The organism is Pseudomonas sp. Sample_16 (genome assembly GCF_004307665.1).
Taxonomy (GTDB): Bacteria; Pseudomonadota; Gammaproteobacteria; order Pseudomonadales; family Pseudomonadaceae; genus Aquipseudomonas.
Map to the genome: position 1 here is coordinate 51,532 of NZ_RCOB01000029.1, position 24,300 is coordinate 75,831.

The 24,300-nt window shown below is 60.7% G+C and carries 18 protein-coding genes and 1 pseudogene; 17 read left to right on the forward strand and 2 right to left on the reverse strand.

What is annotated here, in order from left to right:
• Window positions 1-32: 32 nt before the first annotated feature.
• The 15 genes and pseudogenes from D8U69_RS04055 to D8U69_RS04125 all read left to right on the forward strand — a co-directional run.
• A pseudogene (locus D8U69_RS04055) lies at window positions 33-1,592 on the forward strand (long-chain fatty acid--CoA ligase); the annotation flags it as partial.
• Window positions 1,592-2,008, forward strand: coding sequence for a PaaI family thioesterase (locus D8U69_RS04060; protein ID WP_056856568.1), 417 nt, complete (start codon window positions 1,592-1,594; stop codon window positions 2,006-2,008). The pseudogene D8U69_RS04055 and the gene D8U69_RS04060, both read left to right, overlap by 1 nt.
• The gene (locus tag D8U69_RS04065; RefSeq protein WP_056856567.1) at window positions 1,999-3,522 is read left to right on the forward strand and encodes a long-chain-fatty-acid--CoA ligase; all 1,524 of its coding nucleotides are present in this window, start codon (window positions 1,999-2,001) and stop codon (window positions 3,520-3,522) included. Before D8U69_RS04060 ends, D8U69_RS04065 begins: the two co-directional genes overlap by 10 nt.
• A 186-nt stretch (window positions 3,523-3,708) precedes the next feature.
• A complete protein-coding gene (locus D8U69_RS04070; RefSeq protein WP_130905740.1) occupies window positions 3,709-4,848 on the forward strand; it encodes an acyl-CoA dehydrogenase family protein in 1,140 nt (379 codons plus the stop codon).
• Window positions 4,849-4,879: 31 nt separating this feature from the next.
• Entirely contained in the window at window positions 4,880-6,088 is a 1,209-nt protein-coding gene (locus tag D8U69_RS04075; protein ID WP_130906730.1) for a lipid-transfer protein, read from the forward strand.
• A complete protein-coding gene (locus D8U69_RS04080; protein WP_130906731.1) occupies window positions 6,085-7,242 on the forward strand; it encodes an acyl-CoA dehydrogenase family protein in 1,158 nt (385 codons plus the stop codon). Before D8U69_RS04075 ends, D8U69_RS04080 begins: the two co-directional genes overlap by 4 nt.
• Before the next feature lie 21 nt (window positions 7,243-7,263).
• A complete protein-coding gene (locus tag D8U69_RS04085) occupies window positions 7,264-8,265 on the forward strand; it encodes an acyl-CoA dehydrogenase family protein (protein ID WP_056856563.1) in 1,002 nt (333 codons plus the stop codon).
• A 9-nt stretch (window positions 8,266-8,274) separates the two neighbouring features.
• On the forward strand, window positions 8,275-9,063 hold the full coding sequence (locus tag D8U69_RS04090) for a crotonase/enoyl-CoA hydratase family protein (RefSeq protein WP_056856562.1): 789 nt from the start codon (window positions 8,275-8,277) through the stop codon (window positions 9,061-9,063).
• 167 nt (window positions 9,064-9,230) lie between these two features.
• On the forward strand, window positions 9,231-11,063 hold the full coding sequence (locus tag D8U69_RS04095; RefSeq protein WP_056856561.1) for a DUF1302 domain-containing protein: 1,833 nt from the start codon (window positions 9,231-9,233) through the stop codon (window positions 11,061-11,063).
• 26 nt (window positions 11,064-11,089) lie between these two features.
• Window positions 11,090-12,457, forward strand: coding sequence for a DUF1329 domain-containing protein (locus D8U69_RS04100; protein WP_130905736.1), 1,368 nt, complete (start codon window positions 11,090-11,092; stop codon window positions 12,455-12,457).
• Between the two features lie 136 nt (window positions 12,458-12,593).
• Entirely contained in the window at window positions 12,594-14,768 is a 2,175-nt protein-coding gene (locus D8U69_RS29925) for a LuxR C-terminal-related transcriptional regulator (protein ID WP_130906732.1), read from the forward strand.
• A 132-nt stretch (window positions 14,769-14,900) separates the two neighbouring features.
• A complete protein-coding gene (locus tag D8U69_RS04110; RefSeq protein WP_130906733.1) occupies window positions 14,901-16,253 on the forward strand; it encodes a coniferyl aldehyde dehydrogenase in 1,353 nt (450 codons plus the stop codon).
• Window positions 16,254-16,282: 29 nt separating this feature from the next.
• On the forward strand, window positions 16,283-17,365 hold the full coding sequence (locus tag D8U69_RS04115) for a Zn-dependent alcohol dehydrogenase (RefSeq protein ID WP_056856557.1): 1,083 nt from the start codon (window positions 16,283-16,285) through the stop codon (window positions 17,363-17,365).
• 171 nt (window positions 17,366-17,536) lie between these two features.
• Window positions 17,537-18,730, forward strand: coding sequence for an acyl-CoA dehydrogenase family protein (locus D8U69_RS04120; RefSeq protein ID WP_056856556.1), 1,194 nt, complete (start codon window positions 17,537-17,539; stop codon window positions 18,728-18,730).
• A gap of 13 nt (window positions 18,731-18,743) precedes the next feature.
• A complete protein-coding gene (locus D8U69_RS04125; protein WP_130906734.1) occupies window positions 18,744-19,886 on the forward strand; it encodes an acyl-CoA dehydrogenase in 1,143 nt (380 codons plus the stop codon).
• A 123-nt stretch (window positions 19,887-20,009) separates the two neighbouring features.
• Here the strand turns inward: D8U69_RS04125 and D8U69_RS04130 are convergent, their stop codons facing one another.
• Both D8U69_RS04130 and D8U69_RS04135 read right to left on the reverse strand, forming a co-directional pair.
• Window positions 20,010-20,444 carry an MAPEG family protein gene (locus tag D8U69_RS04130; RefSeq protein WP_056856901.1) on the reverse strand — a complete coding sequence of 145 codons (435 nt, stop codon included), beginning with the start codon at window positions 20,442-20,444 and terminating at the stop codon, window positions 20,010-20,012.
• A gap of 82 nt (window positions 20,445-20,526) precedes the next feature.
• Complete coding sequence (locus D8U69_RS04135) at window positions 20,527-21,480, reverse strand: diiron oxygenase (protein ID WP_130906735.1); 954 nt, start codon at window positions 21,478-21,480, stop codon at window positions 20,527-20,529.
• Between the two features lie 200 nt (window positions 21,481-21,680).
• On the opposite strand from D8U69_RS04135, the gene D8U69_RS04140 reads away from it, so the two are divergent.
• The gene (locus tag D8U69_RS04140; protein WP_130906736.1) at window positions 21,681-22,637 is read left to right on the forward strand and encodes an AraC family transcriptional regulator; all 957 of its coding nucleotides are present in this window, start codon (window positions 21,681-21,683) and stop codon (window positions 22,635-22,637) included.
• Between the two features lie 889 nt (window positions 22,638-23,526).
• Window positions 23,527-24,291 carry a tetratricopeptide repeat protein gene (locus D8U69_RS04150; protein ID WP_130906738.1) on the forward strand — a complete coding sequence of 255 codons (765 nt, stop codon included), beginning with the start codon at window positions 23,527-23,529 and terminating at the stop codon, window positions 24,289-24,291.
• Window positions 24,292-24,300 lie beyond the last annotated feature (9 nt).

Below are 24,300 nucleotides of genomic sequence, written 5' to 3' on the forward strand. Positions count from 1 at the left end.
CCCGGCCTGACAACAATAATTCACAGGAAACGACCATGTATCTGACCCAAGGACTGCACCGTGTCTTGCAGCAACGCCCTCATGCCCTCGCCACGGTCTTTCGTGACCGGCGCCACACCTACGCACAGTTGGCCGGGCGCGTCGCTCGCCTGGCTGGCGCCTTGCAGCAACTGGGCATGCACACCGGCGACCGTGTGGGCCTGCTCGGTCTGAACTCAGACCGCTTTCTTGAGTATTACCTGGCCACCTGGTGGGGCGGTGGCGTGGTCAACCCGGTCAACATTCGCTGGAGCGTGGCGGAAATCGTCTATTCGCTGGACGACTGCGACACGCGGATCCTGATGATCGACGACACATTCCTGGCGATGGCCCAAAGCATTGCCGGCAGCGCCAGGGTGCGGCCACTGCTGATCCATATCGGCGAAGGCCCGACGCCTGACGGCATGTTGTCCTACGAGCAGCTGATTGCCGATGCCGAGCCGGTGGACGATGCCTTTCGTGGCGGCGACGACCTGGCGAGCATCATGTACACCGGCGGCACCACCGGCCTGCCAAAGGGCGTGATGCAGTCACACATGAACCTGTGGACCGCCGCCGTCGCGCGTGCCGCCGATGTTCCGGTGCCGGCCGATGCACTGACCCTGCACATCGCGCCGATGTTCCACCTTGCAGCGCTGTCGCGGGTGATCCTGATCTCGTTGCTGGGGTTGCCGAGCATTTTCGTCCCCGCCTTCGACCCGCTGAACGTGATGCAAACCATCGAGCGCGAGCGCATCACTGACATTCTGATCGTGCCGACCATGATCCAGGCCTTGATCATGCACCCGCAATTCTCTCGCCATGACCTCAGTTGCCTGCGCAGCCTGACCTACGGTGCGTCGCCGATAGCCGTGCCGTTGCTGGAACTGGCCCTCAAGGCCTTGCCGAATGTCGAGTTCACCCAGGGTTACGGCATGACCGAAGCCGCACCGCCGATTTCAGCGAACGGTCCGGAAAATCACGGCCCCGAAGGTATCGCCAATGGCCGACTGCGTTCGGCGGGGCGCCCCGGGCTGGGCGTGACCGTGCGCATCGTCGACGAACATGACAACGAAGTGCCGCGCGGTACGGTGGGCGAAGTGTTGGTGCGTGGCCCGAACATCATGCTCGGTTACTGGAACAAACCCGAGGAAACCGCCAAGGCTTTGCGTGGCGGCTGGATGCACACCGGCGACGGCGCTTACATGGACGACGACGGTTACATCTACATCGTCGACCGCTTCAAGGACATGATCGTCAGCGGTGGCGAGAACGTTTACTCCGGTGAAGTCGAGAGCGCGATTTCCAGTCATCCGGCCGTCGCCGCCTGTGCAGTGATCGGCATTCCCTGCGCGCAATGGGGCGAAGCGGTGCACGCAGTGATCGTGCTCAAGCCCGATCACGAAGTGCCTGGCACAGAGATTATCGAACATTGCCGACGGCAGATCGCCGGCTACAAGACGCCGAAATCGGTCGAGTTCCGCGCCGCGTTGCCGCTGTCCGGTGCCGGCAAAGTGCTCAAGCGCGATCTGCGTGAGCCGTTTTGGGCTGGCAAGGATCGAGGGGTGAGCTGATGGCGACGATCCCCGAGGGCTTCACCGCGCTGGAACAACGCTCGGGGTTCCTGCGCAGCTGTGGCGAATTTTATTTGCATGAAGTGCTGCCGATCCTGGCGGTGCGCCTGGAACCGCAGCACCTCAATTACGTGCGCATCGCCCACGGCGGCTTCCTCGCCACCGTCGCTGACAGCGCGTTCGGCGTGATTTTGCGGCGCCATTCGGTGTCGCAGTCGGTGGCGGTGACGGTCAATCTGAATGTCGATTACCTCGGCCCGGTGCGCGAAGGCGACTGGCTCGAGGCGCATGTGCAAGTGCTCAAGAGCAGCGGCACGTTTTTAAGCGCCTGCTGCCTGTTGAAGGTCGGCGAGCGTCTGGTCCTGCGTGCCAATGGCGTCTTCACCACCTGGAAAGGCCAGACACCATGTACATGACCCAATGCCTGCAACGCACCCTGCAGCAAAATCCGCATCAGCTTGCGACGGTATTCGGTGATCGGCGTCAGACCTACCGCCAGTTTGGTGAGCGCGTGGCTCGCCTGGCGGGCGCCTTGCAACAGCTGGGAATGCAAGCGGGTGACCGGGTTGGCATGCTGGCACTCAACAGCGACCGTTATCTGGAGTACATCATGGGCGTCTGGTGGGGCGGTGGCGTGCTCAACCCGATCAACACGCGCTGGAGTGTGCCGGAGATCGTCTTTTCGCTGGACGATTGTGCGACCGGGATTCTGATCGTCGATGAGCACTTCGCCGCGTTGGCCGAGAACATCCGCAAGAGCGCCCGCCACGCGCCGCGCTTCATCTACGCCGGGGAGGGCCAGGTGCCGGTGGGCATGCTCGGTTTCGAGCAACTGCTGGCACAGGCGGCACCGGTCGAAGATGCCGGACGCGGGGGTGAAGACCTTGCCTGCATCATGTACACCGGCGGTACCACCGGGTTTCCCAAGGGCGTCATGCAATCGCACCTGAACCTGTGGTCGGCATGCATGCCGCGCATGGTTGACATGCCGCCAATCCGTGACGGTCGACTGTTGCATGTGGCGCCGCTGTTCCATGTCGCCGGCATGGCGCGGGCGCTGATTCAGTTGCTGGCCGGTGAAAGCCATGTGCTGGTGGCGAGTTTCGACGCGGGTGAAGTGCTGCAGGTGATCGAGCGTGAACAGATCACCGAAACGCTACTGGTGCCGACCATGATTCTCGCGCTGCTGGCCCATCCAGACTTTGCTCGGCGTGACCTCAGCAGCTTGAGGCGACTGACCTACGGCGCGTCTCCCAGCGCCGGTGAAATGGTCGAGCACGTGTTGGCCAGGCTTCCGGATATCGAACTTTCCCATTCCTACGGGCTGACTGAAGCGTGCCCGGTGGTGTCGAGCAATCTGCCCTGGAACCACACGCCGGACGCGCGCAAGCGTGGTTTGTCGCGCTCGGTCGGGCGTGGCGGGTTGGGGGTCTATGTGAAGATCGTCGATCCGCAAGGCCGGGAGGTTGCGCGTGGCACGGTCGGCGAGATCATCGTGCGTGGGCCGAACATCATGCAGGGCTATTGGAACAGACCCGAAGAAACCGCCAAGGCATTGCGTGACGGATGGTTGTACACCGGTGACGCCGCATACATGGACGAACAGGGCTACCTGTTCATAGTCGACCGCCTCAAGGACATGATCGTCAGCGGCGGCGAAAATGTTTACTCGGCGGAAGTCGAAAACGTCCTGGCCCGGCACCCGGCCGTGGCGCTGTGCGCGGTGATCGGCATTCCCCATGAACAATGGGGTGAGGCGGTGCACGCGGTCGTGGTGCGCAAGCCTGATGCGCAGGTCGACGAAGAACAATTGCGCCGATACTGCCGCGAGTTCATCGCGCCCTACAAATGCCCGAAAACCGTCGAATTCCGCGCCGAACTGCCGCTGTCGGCTGCGGGCAAAGTGCTCAAGCGCGAACTGCGCAAATAACCACACCCTGAACCCCTGTGGGAGCGAGCTGGCTCCCACAGGGTATTGCGTTGTTGCGTGAATTTCGCTTCTCCAGTCATCGCGCAATCGCTACCCGATCCGGGTGGCTGCACCACCCGCCCGCGTCAATACAGTGGACTCACGAACCAGGCGCAAGCCTTGCCTGGCAACCCACTGGAGAGCCCGATGCATATCAACCGTACCGTCTACCGTGAAGACCACGAAATGCTGCGTGAAACTGCGCGGCGTTTTTTCGAACGTGAATGCCTGCCCAAACAGGCTCAGTGGGACGAGGCCGGGCAGGTTGACCGGGAAACCTGGCTCAAGGCTGGCCGCCACAATCTGCTGTGCCTCACCGTGCCGACCGAATACGGCGGTGGCGGCGGTGACTTCGGTCACTCTGCGGTGTTGATCGAAGAGCTGTACCGCGCCGGGGTTTCGGGCTGGAGCCTGGGTGTGCATTCGGACATCGTCGCGCCCTATATCGTGCGTCTGGGCACCGAAGAGCAGAAACACAAATGGCTGCCGAAAATCTGCACCGGCGAAACCGTTCTGGCCGTGGCGATGACTGAACCGGGCACCGGTTCGGACCTCAAGGCGATCCGCACCACCGCCGTGCGTGACGGCGACGAATGGGTAATCAATGGCAGCAAGACCTTCATCAGCAACGGCCTGACCTGCGACATGGTGGTGGTCGTCTGCAAGACCGATCCGAGTGCCGGCGCCAAGGGCTGCAGCCTGATCATGGTCGAGTGCGACCGCGAAGGTTTCCGTCGTGGGCGCAAGCTGGAAAAGGTCGGCCAGCATGCCGCCGACACCGCCGAGCTGTTCTTCGACAACGTGCGCGTGCCGGTGGGCAACCTGCTCGGTGAAGAAAACAAAGGCTTCATGCACCTGATGGAAGAGCTGCCGCAGGAGCGCCTGGTGATCGCGTTGTACAGCGCCGCCAAACTCGAACGCCTGCTGGAACAGACCGTCGAGTACGTGAAGGATCGCAAGGCGTTCAACCAGACCGTCTGGGACTTCCAGAACACCAAATTCAAGCTCGCCGACATCAAGGCCCAGGCCACGGCCGTGCGCCTGACCATCGATCACTACATCGGCGAACACATGCGTCGTCGCCTCACGGTCCAGGAGTCGGCCATCGCCAAGCTCCTGGCCACTGAAACCCTGTGGAAGTGCATCGACGACATGGTCCAGTTGCATGGAGGTTACGGCTACATGATGGAGTACCCGATCGCCCGCGCCTTCGTCGACATGCGCGTGACCCGGGTTTTCGGTGGCACCAGCGAAGTGCTGCGCGAACTCATCGCGCGCCAGTTGTGATCCTTTCCCCCTCATTCTTCCAGGTGACACCATGAGCGAAAAAGTACTGGTTGCCGGCGTCGGCATGATCCCGTTCCGCAAGCCCAGCGACAGCCCGACCTACGTGCAGATGGGGGCCGAAGCGATACGTCTCGCCCTGGCCGATGCGGCGATCGATTACAGCCTGATCCAGGAGGCTTACGCCGGTTACGTCTATGGCGACTCCACCTGCGGTCAGACCGTGCTGTACGAAATCGGCATGACCGGGATTCCGGTGATCAACGTCAACAACAATTGCTCGACCGGCTCCACTGCGCTGTTCCTGGCGCGCAAGGCCATTGAATCCGGTTCTGCCGATTGCGTGCTGGCGGTCGGCTTCGAACAAATGCAGGCCGGCGCTTTGAAATCCCATTGGGACGACCGCCCGCCGACCCGCGAGCGTTTCCTGCCGATTCTGCGTGGCCTGACCGCCGATATGGAGGGCATGCCGCAGGCCATCCGTACCTTTGGCGGTGCCGGGCGCGAGTACATGGACAAATACGGCTGCAAGATGGAAACCTTCGCCGCGGTACGCGCCAAGGCCAGCCGTCATGCCGCCAACAACCCGCTCGCTTTGTTTCGCAAGGTGCTCAGTGTCGAAGACGTGATGAACGACCCGGTAATCCTGCCAGGCGTCATGACCCGTCTGATGGCATGTCCGCCGACCTGCGGTGGCGCGGCGGCGATTCTGGTCTCCGAACGTTTCGCGAAAAAGCATGGCTTGCGTCGTGACGTGGAAATCGTCGCCCAGGCGATGACCACGGACACGCCGCAATCCTTCAACTTCGAAAAACCGTCAATGCTCGATTGGGTCGGCACGCACATGACCCATGCCGCCGTCGGCCAGGTGTACGAAAAGGCGGGCGTCGGACCACAAGACATCGACGTCTGCGAGCTGCACGACTGCTTCGCCCAGAACGAAGTGATCTGCTACGAGTCGCTGGGGTTTTGCCCCGAAGGCGGCGCGGAAAAATTCGTCATGGACGGCGACAACACCTACGGCGGACAAATTGTCGTCAACCCATCCGGTGGCCTGCTTTCCAAGGGCCACCCACTGGGCGCCACCGGTCTGGCGCAGTGCTACGAGTTGACCCAGCAATTGCGCGGCAACGCCGATCAGCGACAGGTCGAGGGCGCACGCCTGGCCATGGCGCATAACCTCGGTCTGGGTGGGGCGTGCGTGGTGACGCTGTACGGTAAAGTCAACGGGGGTGCCCAGTGAGCAGCCTGCTCGACGCCTTCCGCTTGACCGCGTTGCCCGACCACGCGCAGGCCTTTCGGGCCGAAGTCAAAAGCTTTCTGGCCGAGCACTTGCCAATGGTTGCGGCCGATGTGCGGGCACGCAGCTGGACCGGTTTCGACGCCGCTTTCAGTCGCAAACTGGCACAGCGTGGCTGGGTCGGTCTGACCTTGCCCGAATCCTACGGTGGCACCGGGCTCGATGCCTTCAGCCGCTTTGTGTTGGTCGAAGAGTTGCTGTCGGCCGGTGCCCCGGTGGCGGCGCACTGGATCGCTGACCGCCAGAGCGGGCCGTTGATCCTGAAGTTCGGCAGCAACGCACAGAAAGATTTTTACCTGCCGCGCATCTGTGCCGGACAAGCGTTTTTCTGCATCGGCATGAGCGAACCCAACTCAGGCTCCGACCTGGCCAGTGTGCGCAGTCGGGCCAGCCGTTGCGAAGGCGGGTGGCGCCTGAGCGGTCGCAAGATCTGGACTACCAATGCCCACCATGCCGATTACATGATCGCTTTGGTGCGCACCAGCGGTTCGCCGGAAGACCGCCATAACGGGCTGTCGCAATTCATCATCGATCTCAAGCAACCGGGCATCAGCGTACGGCCCATTGTTGACCTCGCCGGGGATGCGCATTTTTCCGAAGTGGCGTTCGACGATGTGCTGCTGGGTGAGGACGCGCTGGTGGGCGAGGAGGGCAGTGGCTGGAAACAGGTCAATGCCGAACTGGCGTTCGAGCGCAGCGGGCCCGAGCGCTTCTATTCCAGCGTGGTGCTGCTCGACCTGTGGGCAGAGACCCTGCGCCGCAACGGTGCCAGCGTCGCCGAGACAGCGTTGCTCGGCGGTTTCCTTACGCAACTGACCAGCCTGCGCAATTTATCGTTGGCGCTGACGTCATTGCTCGCCCAAGGGCAGAGTCCGGTGGTGGAAGCGGCGTTGGTCAAGGACATCGGTACCGAATTCGAACAATCGATTCCGGCCGCTATTGCCGCAGCCATCAGCGCGAATCCGGATGCCCCGATTGACGATGAGCTGTACCGCACCGTCGCCTACCTGAACCAGGTCGCGCCGACTTTTTCGTTGCGCGGCGGCACCCGGGAAATCCTGCGCGGCATGATTGCCCGAGGCCTTGGCCTGCGCTGATATCGAATAGGAAACATCGTCATGTTCACTGAAGCCATTGAGAAAATACTGACTGACTTGTGCACCCCGGCGCTGGTTCGCGCGGTTGAAAACGGCGACCGCGCCACGGCGCTATGGAGCGCATTGGAGAACGGCGGGTTTCTCGAGTTGTTGACCCCGGAAGTGGCGGATGGCGCGGGGCTGACACTGGAGTCGTTGTTCCCGATTTTCCTCGCTTTCGGCCGTCATGCACTGCCGCTTCCGGTAGCCCAAAGCATTGCCGCACGGGCACTGATGCGTGACTGCCCGCATGCACCGCCGAGCGGCATGTTGACCCTGGCGGGCGCGGCTTTCCGGCAGGCCGATGATGGCTTGTGCGTACCGCGCCTGGCCTACGGCACCCTTGCCGATTTTGCCTTGGTGAACCTGCAGGGCGAGTTGTTGTTGCTTGACTGCAGTCAGGCACGGCGCGAGCCCGACGGTGTGCATGGCAGCCAGTGCGCCACGCTGTATTGGCCGCAGGACGCCGGCGGCGTGTCTCTTGGAAGCAAGGGGCAAGAGGCTCGCCTGTTTAACGCTGCCATCCATGCAGCGTCCATTGCCGGCGCGATGGAGAAGGTGCTCGGCATGACGCTTGAGTACTGCAATGACCGGATCCAGTTCGGCAAGGCCATCGGCAAATTCCAGGCGGTCCAGCATCAGCTCAGCGTCATGGCGGAGCAGGTGGCCGCTTCCCGAATTGCTGCCGAACTGGCCTTTGCAGGCGACCGTCCGGTGCCCGATTTGATTCCCGCGGCCATCGCCAAGGCCCGCACCAGCATGGCCGTTCCACAGGTGACCGCCATTGCCCATGCATTGTTCGGCGCTATCGGCGTGACCGAAGAGCTGGATCTGCAACTGTTCACTCGGCGCCTGCACCAATGGCGGGTCAGCGAAGGTTCGGAGACTTGGTGGAACAACATCGTCGGCCAGGCATTGCTGGAGAAACCGAAGGTTACCGCCAGTGAATTCGTGCGCACTGTTACCCCGTCACAAACTGCTTGAGGACACCCCATGAGTGAGTTTCTGAAGTACGAACAACAGGGGCATGTTGTCACCCTGACGATGAACGACCCCGAGCGCCGCAACCCTTTGACGGGCAATAGCGCTGTTCCCGAGTTCCTCGAAGCCATCGAACGGATCGAGCGCGACAGCAGTGTGCGCGCGGTCATCATCACGGGCGCAGGCAGCGCGTTTTGCTCCGGCGGTAACGTTCGCGACATGGACCGATACGCGCAGATGTCGGGCATGCAGTTGCGTCAGGAGTACCGCACCGGCATTCAACGACTGCCACTGGCGCTGTTCAATCTGGAAGTGCCAGTCATCGCCGCGGTCAACGGCGCCGCCATTGGTGCAGGCCTCGATCTGGCCTGCATGTGCGACATCCGCGTGGCATCCGAGCAGGCCAGGTTTGCTGAAAGCTTCGTCAAGCTCGGGATCATTCCCGGCGACGGCGGTGCGTGGTTGTTGCCGCGCATCATCGGCTTGTCGCGGGCCACCGAACTGACCCTGACCGGGCAAACGATCGATGCCCGCCAGGCCGAGCAATGGAACCTGGTGTCCCGCGTCGTCCCGGCCGGGCAACTGTTGGACAACGCCAGGGAAATTGCCGCGGCGATCGCTGCCAACCCACCCCACGCCGTGCGTCTGGCCAAACGGTTGTTGCGCGAAGCCTTGCATACGCGACTCGACACGCTGCTGGAAATGTCGGCGACCTTCCAGGTGCTGTCGCACCAGACGGCCGATCACCGGGAGGCGGTAACGGCGTTCATCGAAAAGCGCTCCCCGACTTTCACCGGGTAAGTGTCACCAGGCGTAACGCCCGTCGAGCGCATCTCGAAACGGGTCGTTACGCGGCAATGAAAAGTGCAAGAAACACGTCCTTCAAATCACCCATTCGGGTGTGAGGGCATCCCGGGAGCCTCGCTAGCATGGGCTCTCACCACGTCATCCTTAACCGGGGAAACCGCATGACAAAAACAACAATGCGCGGAGTCTTTCAGCCAAGTCTGCTGGCCGTCGCTGTGATGGTTGCCACCTGCGCGAGCAATCAGGCTCATGCTGTGGATTTCAACATCGGGGAGATTCAAGGGACGTTCGACTCGTCGCTGTCGGTAGGGGCCAGTTGGTCGACGGCCGACCCGGACAAGCAGTTCATTTCCAACTTCAACTCCCAAGGTGTCACTGGCGGCGAGTCCTCGTCGCGGACGACCGATGACAACCGCCTGAACTTCAAGAAAGGGGAGACCTTCTCGAAGATCTTCAAAGGCGTGCACGACCTGGAGCTCAAGTACGCAGACAGCGGCGCATTCGTGCGTGGCAAATATTGGTATGACTTTGAACTGATGGACGAGAGCCGTCCGTTCTATGACATCAACGACTCGGGACGTGATCGCGCGGCGAAATCGTCCGGGGCGATGTTCCTCGACAGCTTCGTCTACCACAACTACAACATCGGTGATCAGGTCGGCAACGTTCGCTTGGGCAAACAAGTGGTGAGCTGGGGCGAAAGTACATTTATCGGCAACTCGATCAACAGCATCAACCCGATCGACGTCGCAGCCCTGCGTCGTCCGGGCGCGGAAGTGAAGGAAGGCCTGATTCCGGTCAACTTGCTCTACGTGTCCCAGGGGCTGGCCGATAACATTACCGCCGAAGCGTTTTATCAGCTGGAGTGGGACAAGTCGGTGGTCGACAACTGCGGCACGTTCTTCGGCAATGACGGCGTACCGCAAGGTTGTAACGACCGCCTGGTGGTTGCCGGGCTGGATTTGCCACCGGGTGCGGCACGCAACACCGGCGGTCTGGCTGCCGTCGCGGCAGGGACCGACGACGCCTTTATTCCACGTCTGAAAGATAACGATGCGCGCGACAGCGGACAGTATGGCCTGGCCCTGCGCTGGTACGTGCCGGAGGCGAACGACACCGAGTTCGGTGCCTACGCAATGAACTACCACAGCCGCAATCCTTACCTGAGCATCAATCAGATGAGCAGTGCCGCTGGCGGTGTGACTTCGGCGCGCAGTGTCCGTTATTTCGTCGACTATCCGGAAGACATTCGCCTTTACGGCTTGAGCTTCCAGACCAACGTTTCAGGCGTATCGCTGGGTGGCGAAGTCAGCTACCGGCCGAACATGCCGTTGCAACTGAACACGGCTGATTTGCTGTCTGCGGCGACGTTCGGTGCAACTTCGCCGCTGATCACTACCGGTTTTGCCGGCCGCAATCTGGGCGCCGAGGTCAACGGCTACAAGCGCATGCCAGTGACCCAGGCCCAGGTCACCGCGACCCAGTTCTTCGACCAGGTACTCGGTGCCAGTCGCCTGACTGTGGTGGGTGAGGTCGGTTACAACCATATCAACGGCCTGGGCAAGGCCGACGGTTCCGACCTGCGTTTCGGTCGCAGTCCGGCCTTTGGCAGTGGCGAACTGCAAGGTGCAGCGGGACCGGCTACTTGCCTGGGCACTGCCGCCGGCACGCCGACTGCCAGTAACCCGGCGCAGGAATGCAACGACGATGGTTTCTATACCAGCAACAGTTGGGGCTATCGCCTGCGCGGCAAGCTCGATTACCAGAACGTGATCGCCGGCATCAACCTGTCGCCGAACCTGGCCTGGTCCCATGACGTGTCCGGCTACGGTCCGAACTTCGATGAAGGGTCCAAAGCGGTCAGTGTCGGGGTAGATGCCGATTACCTGAACACCTACAACGCCAGCCTCAGTTACACCAATTACTTCGGTGGCGATTTCAATACCAACGTCGATCGCGACTACGTTGCGCTCAGCTTCGGCGTGAATTTCTGATGCAACCCTGCCAGAGGAAACTGAACATGAACGCACGTTTTATTCTGCGCGCCGGCGCACTGAGTCTGTCGTTGCTGGCCAGTGCTGTAATGGCCGCCGTTTCGCCCCAGGAAGCCGCCCAGTTGGGCACCACGCTGACACCGTTGGGCGCACAGAAAGAAGGTAACGCCAACGGTAGCATTCCGGCCTGGGCCGGTGGTTTGAAGCCCGGTGCGGCGGCACTCGAGAATGGCTTTCTCGGCGATCCTTTCGCTGGTGACAAGCCACTAATGGTGATTACCGCGGCCAACGCCGACCAGTACAAGGACAAGCTGACGCCGGGCCAACTGGCGATGTTCAAACGCTATCCGGACAGCTACAGGATCCCGGTGTACAAGACTCAGCGCACCGCGGCGTCACCGCAGAACATTTACGACATTGCGAAAAAGAGCGCGGTGACCACCGAGCTGACACCTGACGGTAATGGCCTGCAGAACTTCACGCAAACCCGTTACTACCCGTTCCCGATTCCAAAGAATGGCGTCGAGGTTTACTGGAACCACACCAACCGCTATCGCGGCGGCAACATGGAGCGGCAGGCGGCTCAGGCTGCACCGCAGGCCAACGGGTCGTACTCGATCGTCGAGTACGACGACAAGCTGGCATTCCCGCAGCTGATGGAAGGGGTCGAAGGTGGGGCAGGTGACAACGTTCTGTACTACTACAAACAGGAAATCACCGCACCTTCGCGCATGGCCGGCAGTGTGATCCTGATCCACGAGACCATCGATCAGGTCAAGGAACCGCGCCTGGCATGGGTCTACAACGCCGGACAGCGCCGCGTACGCCGTGCACCGCAAGTGGCTTACGACGGGCCGGGCAATGGCTCCGACGGCATGCGTACCGCCGACAACACCGACATGATGAACGGCGCGCCGGATCGTTATGACTGGAAGCTGGTGGGCAAAAAGGAGCTGTACATCCCGTACAACAACTATCGCTTGCAGTCGCCGAAAGTGAAGTACGACGACATCATCAAGCCGGGGCACATCAATCAGGACCTGACCCGTTATGAGTTGCACCGCGTGTGGCATGTCGAGGCCACGTTGAAACCGGGCCAGCGCCATGTATATGCCAAGCGTGACATGTACTTCGACGAAGACACCTGGCAGCTTGCCGAGGTCGATCACTACGATGGTCGCGGACAGCTGTGGCGAGTTGCCGAAGGCTATGCGATCAATGACTACGAGCGCGGCGCTTCCAACTTCGCCATGCTCGGAATCTATGACCTGATCGCGGGTCGCTACAACGTATTGGCCATGACCAATCAGGCCAAACATGCAACGACCTATGGCATGACCGCGAAAATGACCGACTTCACCCCATCGGCGCTGCGTAACGCCGGCATTCGCTGACGTCGGGCCCTGGCTTGAATCCAACGCCCTGTTCGCAGGGCGTTGTGCTTTCAGGCAGGCCCCACCTGATGCGGGTGGCGCGCAAACAGTCGGCTCGCCCAATGATGGCATCCTCACACCATCAGCGAGGTCCGCCATGTTTGTGCCACGGCCGCATCTGTGCGACGTACTCAAGCGCGAGCAGTGTCGCTTGCAACTGCTTTGCGCGCCTGCCGGTTATGGGAAAACAGCATTGCTGCGCGAGTATTTGCGCGGTGAGGCGGTATGGATGAGCCTGGGTGGCTTGCCGCAAACACTGGAAGGTTTGAGCAAGATGCTGGCCGGTCAGCTGGGCTTGGCGCCCGAAACGGTGCCTGATGCCTTGCTGGCGTTGCTCGACTCAAGGGACCTGCTGACTGCTCAACCGTCATCGCTGGCAAGCCAGCTCCCACAGGGAAATGCGATCAACTGTGGGAGCTTGCCTACCAGTGATAGGGCCAGTCCAGGCAGCGAAAATCCAACACTTCGCCTGGTCTTCGATGACTTGCCAGCGCAAATGCCGGCAAACCTCAATCACTGGTTCGACCAACTCCTATCCCTGCGAAATCCGGGCTTGCAGGTGCTGGTCACCTGCCGCCAACGCCCCGAATGGAACTTGCCGCAGCTGATGCTCGGCGGGCAATTGCTGGAGCTGGATGCCCGGCAATTGGCGTTGCGGCCTGATGAATTCGAGTCGCTGGTCAGTGTGCTCATGCCGACCGCGGACATCAGGTCCAGGGAAAAACTGTGGCATCAAACGGCGGGGTGGTGCGCCGGTGTTCGTCTGCTGCCGTCTGCTTTGCTCGGCGCCTACCTCGAGCGTGAACTGCTGGCGCGTCTGAACGACGAACAGCGCGAAGTCCTCTACGGACTGGCTCATTTGGCCAAGGCCAGCGCCGATCTCTGCCAGCAACTCTGGGAAGAACAGCAGGGCGCCAGGGTCTTCAGAAGTCTGCTCGACGCCCAGGTTTTTCTTGTCCCGATCGACCACCAACCCGGTTGGTTCCGGTTGTTGCCTGCCGTGGCGCAGGCGCTGCAAGACAGGTTGAGCGGCGTGCCGTTGAATCGGTTGCGCTTGCGCGCCTGTCAGTTGCTGGGCGTACTGGGGCAGGTCGACGATGCGGTCGAGCAAGCACTCAGTGCTGATCAGCCAGAAGTGGCCGCAAGCTACATGGAGCGCTTGTGGCTGAGCTGGATCCTCAGCGAACGGCATCTGGACCGCTTTATTGATTGGCGCGAGCGTATCGAACCGCAATTGCTGCAAAGCAGCTCGCGGCTGATCTATTTGTGCGCCAAGGCGCTGCTGTTCAGTGGTCGACTGGACGAGGCCGAGGAGTGCCTGCAACGGCTGGGGCGTTTTTGCCCGCTGCCCGATCGAAAACGCAATCAACGCCTGCTGGCTAACTGGCAGGCGTTGTACGGCACCCTGCACACCCTGCGCGGCAACGTCGAACAGGCGCGCCTGCATTGCCACGCAGCGCTGCGATACCTGACCGTGCAGGACTGGCTGTCAGTGTTGTTGTGTCATTGCACCCTCGCACGGATCGACATGCAGACCGGAGAACTCAACGAAGCCCAGGTGTTGCTGGAACACTCGCTGGAGCTTGCAAGGCGCCAGGGCAGCCGCGAAGCCGAGGTGCTGGTGAACACAGATCGAGTCCGGTTGCTGTTGCTTCAGGGAAAACCGGCGCTGGCGCATTCGCTGTTGCGCACTGAAGTTGCGCAACTGACGGGCAGCAGAACCCAGCCCTATCCACTGCTCGGGCGGCTGCTGTTCCTGCAAGGCGAGTTGCTGTTACAGCAAGGCCGCGCCGATGAAGCCGAGCAAGTGGTGCAGGCGGGACTGATGCAGGTCCGCGATTGTTGCGCGCCATTTGTGCTCAATGCCTATCTGTTGCTGTCCGAGATCGCTTCGCGCAGGCATGACCAGGAACAGGCGCAGCAGCTGTTGTGTGAAGCCGAGCGACGCATGCATTGGGGCAGGATCGACAGCGCCTGCTACCAGGGCCCGATCGAGTTGCAGAGAAACCGCAATGGATTTCGCGATCAGGGGACCGACATTGACGTCCCCGCCGTGGCACGCATGCCGGATTATCAGGACGGTCTGACACCCCGCGAAGTGTCAGTGCTCAAGTTGCTTGCCGAGGGCATGTCGGTGCGCGAGGTCGGCCATCGCCTGTTCATTTCGGTGAATACCGTCAAGACCCACGCCAAGAACATCAACGTCAAGCTCGGCGCCTGTCGTCGCACCCAGGCCATCAACAGCGCCAAGGCCATGGGCATTCTGGCCTGAACCACACCACTTGAAACGCCACCCACCTGATCCGGGTGGCGGCGTGGCGCGACCGATGGTCAACCATGCAGTGAACCCGACGCAATGCTGCGCAATCGCGGTGGCGTCCAGACAACAACAAGAGAGGTAGTGATGAGCGCCATCGAGAGTTGGACGAGCACGGACATCCGCACGGTGCTGGAAAAACAGAGGGCGGCCTTCCTGGCCTGCGAACCCTGGAGTGTCGAGCAACGCTGTGAGTTGCTTGAGCGGGCGATCGGTCTGCTGGTCAATCACGAACGGGAAATCATCGACGCGCTGACGGCGGATTTCGGCCATCGCAGCCCCGGTTTCTCCAAAGGCAGTGAAGTGCTTTCGCCACTGGCGACCCTCAAACAGACCCAGGCCGAACTGGCCGAGTGGATGCGCCCGCAGCAACGGCAGGCCCGAGCCGGTGAAGCCTGGGTTCAATACCAGCCGCTCGGCGTGGTGGGCATCGTGACGGCATGGAACGTCCCTGGCTACATGGTGTTCAGTGGTCTAGCCGGCGCCCTGGCCGCCGGCAATCGGGTGATGATCAAACCCTCGGAATTCACCCCAAAGACATCGGCCCTGATCGCGCGCCTGATTCGTTCGGTCTACGCCGAAGACGAAGTGGCGGTGGTGCTGGGCGGTGCCGACGTTGGCCAGGCGTTTTGCGGCCAGCCTTTCGACCATCTGTTGTTCACCGGCGCCACCAGCATCGGCAAGCACGTTCTGCGTGCCGCGGCGGAAAATCTGGTGCCGGTGACCCTGGAGCTGGGCGGTAAATCGCCGACCATTATTTCCCGCACGGCGGACTTCAAGGACGCGGTGGCCAAGACTGTCATCGGCAAGTTGCTCAACGCCGGTCAGTTGTGCGTCGCGCCAGATTACGTGTTCGTGCCACGGGAATCGGTGGAGACCTTCATCGGCATCGCAAAAGCGGTGGTCGCCGGATTTCTGCCGACGCTCAAGGACAATCCCGAATACACCTCGATCATCAACAGTCGGCATTACGAGCGCTTGCTGGGCTACCTCAGTGAAGCGCGCGAGGCCGGTGTCGAGCTAGTCGAATTGAATGCCGGCGCTGAAGACTTCAGCAACGCGACGCGCAACAAAATCGTGCCGACCCTGTTGCGCGATCCCGGCGACGATCTACGGGTGATGCAGGACGAAATCTTCGGCCCGTTACTGCCGATCAAACCCTACGACACCATCACCGAAGTGATTGCCTGGATCAACGCGCGGCCACGTCCGCTGGCTCTCTATTACTTCGGCAACGATGCCGCCGAGGAAACGCAAGTGCTGTCCCGTACCTGTTCCGGTGGCGTGACCCTCAATGGCGTATTGAGTCACGCCAGCACCGAAGGCTTGCCGTTCGGCGGCGTCGGCCAGAGCGGCATGGGTGCCTATCACGGTATCGACGGTTTCCGCACCTTCAGTCATGCCAAAGCCGTGTTGCGCACCGCGCCAAACCCGGCCTGAACCCCTGATTAATTTTTGAGAGAACTGCCATGAAAGCTGCTGTATTCCACCAGGTTGGAGCTCCGCTGGTCATTGAAGAAGTGGGCATCAGCAAACCGGGCCCGCGTGAAGTGCTGATCCGTACCAAAGCGGTTGGTGTCTGCCATTCGGATTTGCATGTGATTGACGGTTCGTTCCCGTATCCGGGGCCATTGGTGCTGGGCCACGAAGCGGCCGGTGTGGTCGAACAGGTCGGCTCCGAAGTGCGTTCGGTCAAGCCGGGCGATCATGTCGTCACCTGCCTGACCGTGTTCTGTGGCCATTGCGAACATTGCGTGACTGGCCACCTGGCACGTTGCGTATCGCCAGAAACCAAGCGCGGCGCGGATGAAGAGTCGCGGCTCACGTATGTGCAGAAGCCGATACCGCAGTTCGTCAACCTGTCGGGCTTCGCCGAACAGATGCTGGTGCACGAAAACGCTTGCGTTGCGATTCGCCGCGACATGCCACTCGACCGTGCCGCCCTGCTCGGTTGCGCGGTGACCACCGGCACCGGCGCGGTGTTCAATACCGCCAAAGTGCGTCCGGGTGAAACCGTGGCCGTGATCGGTTGTGGCGGGATCGGTCTGGCGGCCATCAATGGCGCAGCACTGGCCGGGGCAGGGCGCATCATTGCCATCGACATGCTTGATTCGAAACTGGAGTTGGCCAAGCAGTTTGGTGCCACCGACTTGATCAATGGCAAAAACGGCGACGCCGCCAAACAGGTGATGGAGCTGACCCGAGGCGGTGTGCATCACGCTTTCGAGTGCATCGGCCTCAAGCAGACCGCCGAGCAAGCGTTCGCCATGTTGGCTCGCGGCGGCACTGCCACTGTGATCGGCATGCTCAAGCCCGGCCTGAAAATCGAGCTGGACCCCCTGCAACTGCTACATGAACGCCGCATCCAGGGCTCGCTGATGGGCTCGAACCGTTTCCCGGTCGACATGCCTCGGCTGGTGGACTTCTACATGGCGGGCAAACTCAAGCTCGACGAAATGATTTCCCAGCGCATCCGGCTTGAGCAGATCAACGATGCGTTCGACGAGCTGCGCCGTGGCGAGTTGGCGCGTTCGGTGATCATTTTCGAGTAATTGCCGTAATTCCGGTAGGAGCGAGCCTGCTCGCGAAAAACCAGAGACCGCCACGGGGTGTCAGGCCGCCAGCGTCATCGTCGGCGACCATCGCGAGCAGGCTCGCTCCTACAGGTTTTTTTGCTGCATTCGAATAAGTGCCTGAGCATTCGGTTTTTTTGGAGTGGATGGATGGACATTGATTTCACAGCGGACGAACGCGCCTTTCGCGAGGAGGTTCGTGCCTGGTTGCGCGACCATTTGCCCAGCGAATTCGCTGCGCGCATCGCCCAGGGCAAGCGCCTGAGCAAAGAGCACCAAGTGCAGTGGATGCGCACACTCAACCGCCAGGGCTGGCTGGCCCCTGGCTGGCCGGTCGAGTTCGGTGGTACCGGCTGGACTGACGTGCAAAAGCATATTTTCGACGAAGAGTGTTTCGCCGCCGGTGCGCCGAAGGTCTCATCGTTCGGCCTGAAAATGGTGGCTCCGGTCATCATGAAGTTCGGCACGGACGAACAGAAAGCCCACTTCCTGCCGCGCATTCTCACTTGCGACGACTGGTGGTGTCAGGGTTATTCCGAGCCGGGTGCGGGCTCTGATCTGTCGTCATTGAAAACCCGCGCCGTGCGCGACGGCGATCACTATGTGGTCAACGGTCAGAAAACCTGGACCACCCTGGCGCATTTTGCCGACTGGATGTTCTGCCTGGTACGTACCGACCCCGAGGCTCGCCAGCAGCGGGGCATCTCCTTTCTGTTGATCGACATGCAGACGCCGGGCATCACCGTACGACCGATCATCACCCTCGACGGTGAGCATGAAGTCAACGAGGTGTTCTTCGATAATGTGCGGGTGCCGGTGGCCAATCTGGTTGGCGAGGAAAATCAGGGATGGACCTGCGCCAAGTATTTGCTGACCCATGAACGCACCAGCATTGGCGGAATCGCCCACAACAAGGCGCTGCTCAATCGTCTGAAACAGATTGCCAGTGAAGAGCGGCGTGATGGCCGGCCATTGATCGATGACCCGCTGTTTCGCGTACAGATCGCCGAAGTCGAGATGCAATTGATTGCCGCCGAAATCAGTAGCCTGCGGACCTTGGCGGCCGTTCGCGATGGGGGAGTTCCAGGCGCGGAGAGCTCGTTCCTGAAGATCAGGGGCACCGAAATTCGTCAGGCGATTACCTGGTTAATCAGTAAAGCCGTAGGCCCCTACGCCATGCCGTTCATCGAGGATGAACTGGGTTACGGCACCGAACCGTTGCTGTACACCGATTACAGCAGCGCGGCCACCTATCAGTATCTGGATGCGCGCAAGGCTTCGATCTATGGCGGTGCCAACGAAATCCAGAAAAACATCATCGCGAAAATGATCCTAGAACTCTAAGGCGCCCCCGATCATGGATTTCAAACTGACAGAAGAGCAGCTGATGCTGCAGGAAACCGCCGGGCGCCTGGTGCGTGATGTTTACGGCTTCGAGCAACGAGAACAGTATCGCCAGAGCACGCACGGCTTCAGCGTGCCATTCATGCAGCAGTTGGGCGATCTGGGATTATGCGCAGTGCCCTTTGCCGAAGCCTATGGCGGCTATGCCGGCAGCGGCGTGGATAACATGCTGATCATGACCGAGCTGGGGCGCGGACTGTGCCTGGAGCCTTACCTGCACTCGGTGATCTTTGCCGGTGGCCTGATCGCGCAATTGGGCAGCGAAGCGCAGAAGGCCAGATTGTTGCCACAAGTCGCCGATGCCAGCCTGCAACTGGCGGTGGCGGTCGATGAGCCGCAGGGTCATTACCAATTGCATGACGTGCAGACTTTGGCCGAGCCGGTAGACGGTGGCTGGAAACTCAATGGCCGCAAGTCAGTGATCATCGGCGGGCAGAGCGCCGGGCTGATACTGGTTTCGGCCCGCACCAGCGAGGGTGCGCGGGATGAAAATGGCATCAGCCTGTTCCTGCTTGATCCGCAAGCCTGCGGCGTGCAGCGGTGCGTCTTCGATACAGTGGATGGGCGCAAGGCCTGCGATCTGTTTCTCGAAGACGTGTTCGTCGCCAGCGCCGCGCTCCTCGGCGAACCGGGCCAGGCGTTGCCAGCGCTGCGCTACCAGCAGGGCCGCGCCATCGCCGCGCAATGTGCCGAAGCTATCGGCAGCATGGAGGCTGCCTGTGCGTTGACCCTCGATTATTTGAAGACGCGCCAGCAATTCGGCCAACCGATCGGCAAGTTCCAGGCCTTGCAGCACCGCATGGTCGATATGCGCATCGAGCTGGACCAAGCCACTTCGATGACCCTGTACGCCGCCTGTGTGGCCGATCAGGCAGACAGTGACGAGCGCCGCCGGGTCTTGGCGGCGGCCAAATTCATCGTCAGCCGCGCCAGCCGTTTTGTCGCCGACCAGGGCATCCAGTTGCACGGCGGGATCGGCCTGACTTGGGAATACATGCTGTCGCACCACGCCAAGCATTTGCTGATGGTGGCGCGTCAGTTTGGCGATGACGATCACCATTTGCAGGCTTTTGCGAAGCTGATGCCGGCAGCGTAAGGCAGTTTCAACTGAGAAAGACGGTGGCGGCGATAGCCGCCCCGGCGCCTTCGAACGGACCTGTGCAATCAGCACACCACCGGGCGTGATGTTGTAAGGCAGACCCCGTACGAATTCATCTCTCTATTTGAGCATTCCTGCGCCGTAACAAACGGCAATGACAATGAGTGCGAGAAAACAGATCAACTGTATGCAAAAGAAGGTAAACCGAACCGCGACGAACGTATCGGTTTGCACATGGGATACGTGAACCAGAGACTGACACACACGAGCGATCAGGACGATTATGGACAAGTAGCTCACCGCAGGACCGTCCAACCCAAGGGCTGAAATCACGAACACGATGACGCCAAAGACCGGCAGATTTTCCACACAGTTCGCATGAGCTCTGGTCCCGCGCCGATACCAATCCTCGCCTTCGAGCTGATCGCTCCGGAAAGAAGCGATCGGGACATTCGACAACAGGATTCTGACCCAGCGATAGACGCCAACGGTTGCCATCAACAATAGTAGGGTCCAGGTCGCAAATCCAAGCAGCATCCACATCGCGATCGTCATGGCTGCCATCCTCAATCAATCATGTTTCAGCACGTCATTCCACTGTCGCGCGACCGACACGCGGTCGGTCGCCACGTATTGATCAATGGCTCATGATCGGTGCCAGTGCGGTCTGAATCCTGGACATCTGTGTTGGCGTTGTCATGCGTGCAAGCAGCCGTGCAAAGTGTGGATGCTGCACACCCGAGACAATGTATTGCCAGCGGTAGGCTCGCAGCACGCAGGCTTTGATTTGCGCGGTCTGCTCGACAATGAACGATCGTGAGGCATTTCCAATGAAGTAGTCGGCATCGGCTGTCGATTGCGCCTGCAGGATGGCGTCTACCGCCGCCACCAGCCCAATCAGGTCGTTCACGGCATGGTCGCGCTCGGCCAGCGAGAGTTTTGCGTGCTCTGCCTGCCACTCCAGTTCATCGAGTACGACGTGCCGGCTCTCATCCTTCCAGTGAAATTTGAAGACGTCCTTGAACAGTGGGCACAACTCCTCACGCGGGGCGATGCTTTGCACATAGTGCGTCTGGACAAACAGCTCGATATGACAGGTCAGCGCCAGCACCGCCCAAGTGCTGGCCGCCAGTACCGCGCGCGCCACATCGTTCGGATCGGCAACTTGGCGATAGCCTGCCGGCAATTGAGTACCCATCATCGTCTCAATGCGCCGGAACAGCTCCTGATGCTTGATCTCGTCGTTGGAAAAGCGAACCAACGCTTCGAGGGCAAGCTGATCGTCAAATACATGGGCCCGACCCTGATCGAGCATCTTGGCACTGATAAAACGCTCGACCAGGCCAAAGATATACGCATAGGTCCGGCCCTGAATCTGGCTAAGCAGGCGGGCGTCGTCTGCGGCGAGAAAGGTCACACGGTCGATATGCGAGAGGCCGTCGGGCAAGAATTTTCGCGAGAAGTCGAAGCCGCGGTCCTGCAGCAAGTCGCGATCGATCTGCCATTCCGCTTTCTTCGATGAGCGGACAAGTTGAGCATAACGGGCGGCATTGCCTGGATCCGGGCGGGGCAGGGTAGTGGCAGCGTTCATACTGATCTCCGGCTGGCGTGGTCGAGTTGCAATAGGGCCAATTACGGTTAACGCGGGAGTCAATGACCATCGGTGTAGCGTCTGTGGATCGTCTCGATCACTGAGTCCTCGTTGGTGCTAATCTAGGCCTCGCCGCTCAGGCGGCGAATGACCAGTGCGCCTGATTACTTGCTCCAAACTCCGGAAAGGAGGGCTGGCAATTGCTGGATGCGCTATCTGATGTGCTGCGTGTGATTCGGCTGTCCGGGGGGATCTTCCTCGAGGCAGAGTTCACTGCGCCCTGGTGTCTCAGTGGAAGAATCTCTGCGGACGATTGCAAACCGTTCCTGGCGGCCCCGCGACACATCATTGCATCGCATTTTGTCGCAGCGGGGCACATGCAATTGCGGGTCGACGATGGTGCCACCCTCGACGTGCAGGCAGGCGAACTCATTCTGCTACCGCGCAATGACGTTCATACGTTTGGCAGTGATCTAAGCGTTGCCCCGATGTCGGCGCGCGAAGTCATTCAGCCGCCGCAAGTCGGTGGCATATCAAGAATCAAATGCGGCGGGGGCGGCGAGGCCACACAGTTGTTGTGCGGTTTCCTCGGCTCTGAAACACCGTTCAGTCCGTTGCTTTCGTCGTTGCCATCCTTATTGAAACTGGACGTCCGTGCGACGCCTTCGGGTGCCTGGATTGAAAGTTCATTTCGTTTCGCCGTCAGTGAAATTGCGGCGGGGCGCGTCGGCTCGGCAACGGTCATCGCCAAACTCTCCGAATTACTGTTCGTCGAAGCCGTCGGCCAGTATGTCGCCAACCTCCCCGCTGAACGGCGCGGGTGGCTGGCGGGCTTGCGAGATCCACATATCGGGCGCGCGCTGGCGCTGCTCCATGCTCGTCCAACCGAGGGCTGGACGGCAGAAGCGCTGGCGATTGAAGTGGGCATGTCGCGCTCGGTATTCGCGGAGAGATTCACGGCGTTGGTCGGACAGCCACCCATGCAATACCTGACGTTCTGGCGCATGCACGTGGCGGCTCAACAACTACGCGAGGGTCGCGGCAATGTGGCGCAAATCGGCTTTTCAGTGGGCTACGAATCCGAGGCCGCGTTCAGTCGTGCATTCAAACGACAGTTCGGCACATCCCCCGGTATCTGGCGCAGGCAATCAGCATGAGAGGGGCTGGCGCCTGAGGACGCTCACATCAAGGCAGGCAGAAAATGTTTGATAGAGCCGTGCGCAATTCGTCAGGCTGGGGTTGATCCAGCGCCTAAGCCCTGCAAACAACTTTGGCGCCGATTGGATGTACGGATGCCCGCGTTGAAACTCCACGCGGAAGACGTGGAATCACAGGCTTCGCATCAGCGACGATAGTAACGGTGGCCGTCCTCGTAACGGTGCCGCATGGCGCGGTCCTGGTGGCGCTCCCAATCACGACGGCGTTCAGCTTCTCGGCGGGCTTGCTCTCTGCGCCAGTTATCCCGGCGCCAGTCGTCTCTGCGCCAATCGTGTCTACGATCGTGCCAACGGCCGTCATGCCAGTATCGGTCGTCATGGGCAAGCAACGTTGCCGGTTGCTTGCCGGCCATACTGGCCAAGGCCGGCCAAGGGTTGTCTGCGGTCTGGACAGGCGCCTCAACGGCTGTGGCTTGCTTTGTGAAAACGGGGTCTGAGGCCTTCATCTGTGTGGCGGATGCCGAGCCCACTGCCGCAAATGCCAACAGGCCGAAGAGCACCAACCGTGGGACATGGAATTTCATGAGTGAAGACAACCTCTGAGGGAAGATTGGACGTGTGGCCTATGACTGCGACGCTTGAAGACCGCGTGCTTAATCAGCGCATCTGCCTATCCACATAGACCGATATACAGAGAAAAGTTCTAGGGAACCGTTACTTAAATAGCCAGCGGTTTTCACTCGCTAGAGAAAAAAACAAGAACAGTTGCCGCGGTCGTTACAGCAGGAACTTCCGGTGTTTGGCTTGGTCAATAGCGGCCCTGTATCGGAAGCGCCGAACAGCGCTGTTTACGGCAGTACCTTCCGAGTTCAGTCGAGTAAGTCCCCTGATGCCAATCAATAACTATTTGTCAGGTCTCATCCTGGTGCTCTGTGCCTTCGCGTCGTGCGGTTCTGTCGCTGCCGAGCGACGAGCGACCGCGCAAAGCAATAGCGCGTCGACCACCCTGATCGAAACAGCCTCGCGCCAGTATGAAAACGGCCAACTGGACCAGGCTGCCGCCACGCTGGAGCGAGCCCTGCACATCCAGCCAAACAATCCCGCGACGCTGCATTACCTGGGTGTTTTGCGACTTCAACAAGGGCAGTACCAGCAGGCTGAAACCTTGGCGGCGCGCTCGAACATGCGGGTGGGTAACAACGTCCAGTTGCGCAACCGCAACTTCCAATTGATTCAGGCGGCGCAGCAGGCCCAATCGTCGGGTACCCCACCCAAGGCCAACGCAGACGTGGTTGCGGTACAGAAGGGGTTGGAAGAGGAGGCCCAAAGGCGCCGCGTAGCGGACATGGCGGCTGTTGAGCAGTCCGCTTCGGAAATCGGGCGTGACGCTGGCAACCTGAGTCACGCAGAGGACAATCGGGTTTCGGCTGCACCGACAGTTGGCAGAGCCGGGACCGCAGGGGCGTTCCAACAGTCTAATGTCGTCCCAGAGCCCGCGCCTGCTGAATTTGAAATTCCCCGCGGCCACATGCCACCCCCGGGCAAATGCCGAATCTGGTTCCCTGATCGCCCGCCGGGGCATCAGCCCCCACCGGGTAAATGCAAGAAGTTGCGTGATCGGGTTCCTTCAGGTGCTTACTTGGTGCGCGGTTGAGTTCCCGAC

What these genes read in the sequence shown, in the direction of transcription:
- D8U69_RS04085 (WP_056856563.1), top strand. Translation starts at nt 7,264, where the DNA reads ATGTTCACTGAAGCCATTGAGAAAATACTGACTGACTTGTGCACCCCG.
- D8U69_RS04075 (WP_130906730.1), top strand. Translation starts at nt 4,880, where the DNA reads ATGAGCGAAAAAGTACTGGTTGCCGGCGTCGGCATGATCCCGTTCCGC.
- D8U69_RS04125 (WP_130906734.1), top strand. Translation starts at nt 18,744, where the DNA reads ATGGATTTCAAACTGACAGAAGAGCAGCTGATGCTGCAGGAAACCGCC.
- D8U69_RS29925 (WP_130906732.1), top strand. Translation starts at nt 12,594, where the DNA reads ATGTTTGTGCCACGGCCGCATCTGTGCGACGTACTCAAGCGCGAGCAG.
- D8U69_RS04115 (WP_056856557.1), top strand. Translation starts at nt 16,283, where the DNA reads ATGAAAGCTGCTGTATTCCACCAGGTTGGAGCTCCGCTGGTCATTGAA.
- D8U69_RS04110 (WP_130906733.1), top strand. Translation starts at nt 14,901, where the DNA reads ATGAGCGCCATCGAGAGTTGGACGAGCACGGACATCCGCACGGTGCTG.
- D8U69_RS04150 (WP_130906738.1), top strand. Translation starts at nt 23,527, where the DNA reads ATGCCAATCAATAACTATTTGTCAGGTCTCATCCTGGTGCTCTGTGCC.
- D8U69_RS04120 (WP_056856556.1), top strand. Translation starts at nt 17,537, where the DNA reads ATGGACATTGATTTCACAGCGGACGAACGCGCCTTTCGCGAGGAGGTT.
- D8U69_RS04065 (WP_056856567.1), top strand. Translation starts at nt 1,999, where the DNA reads ATGTACATGACCCAATGCCTGCAACGCACCCTGCAGCAAAATCCGCAT.
- D8U69_RS04095 (WP_056856561.1), top strand. Translation starts at nt 9,231, where the DNA reads ATGACAAAAACAACAATGCGCGGAGTCTTTCAGCCAAGTCTGCTGGCC.
- D8U69_RS04060 (WP_056856568.1), top strand. Translation starts at nt 1,592, where the DNA reads ATGGCGACGATCCCCGAGGGCTTCACCGCGCTGGAACAACGCTCGGGG.
- D8U69_RS04070 (WP_130905740.1), top strand. Translation starts at nt 3,709, where the DNA reads ATGCATATCAACCGTACCGTCTACCGTGAAGACCACGAAATGCTGCGT.
- D8U69_RS04100 (WP_130905736.1), top strand. Translation starts at nt 11,090, where the DNA reads ATGAACGCACGTTTTATTCTGCGCGCCGGCGCACTGAGTCTGTCGTTG.
- D8U69_RS04130 (WP_056856901.1), bottom strand. Translation starts at nt 20,444, where the DNA reads ATGACGATCGCGATGTGGATGCTGCTTGGATTTGCGACCTGGACCCTA.
- D8U69_RS04135 (WP_130906735.1), bottom strand. Translation starts at nt 21,480, where the DNA reads ATGAACGCTGCCACTACCCTGCCCCGCCCGGATCCAGGCAATGCCGCC.
- D8U69_RS04090 (WP_056856562.1), top strand. Translation starts at nt 8,275, where the DNA reads ATGAGTGAGTTTCTGAAGTACGAACAACAGGGGCATGTTGTCACCCTG.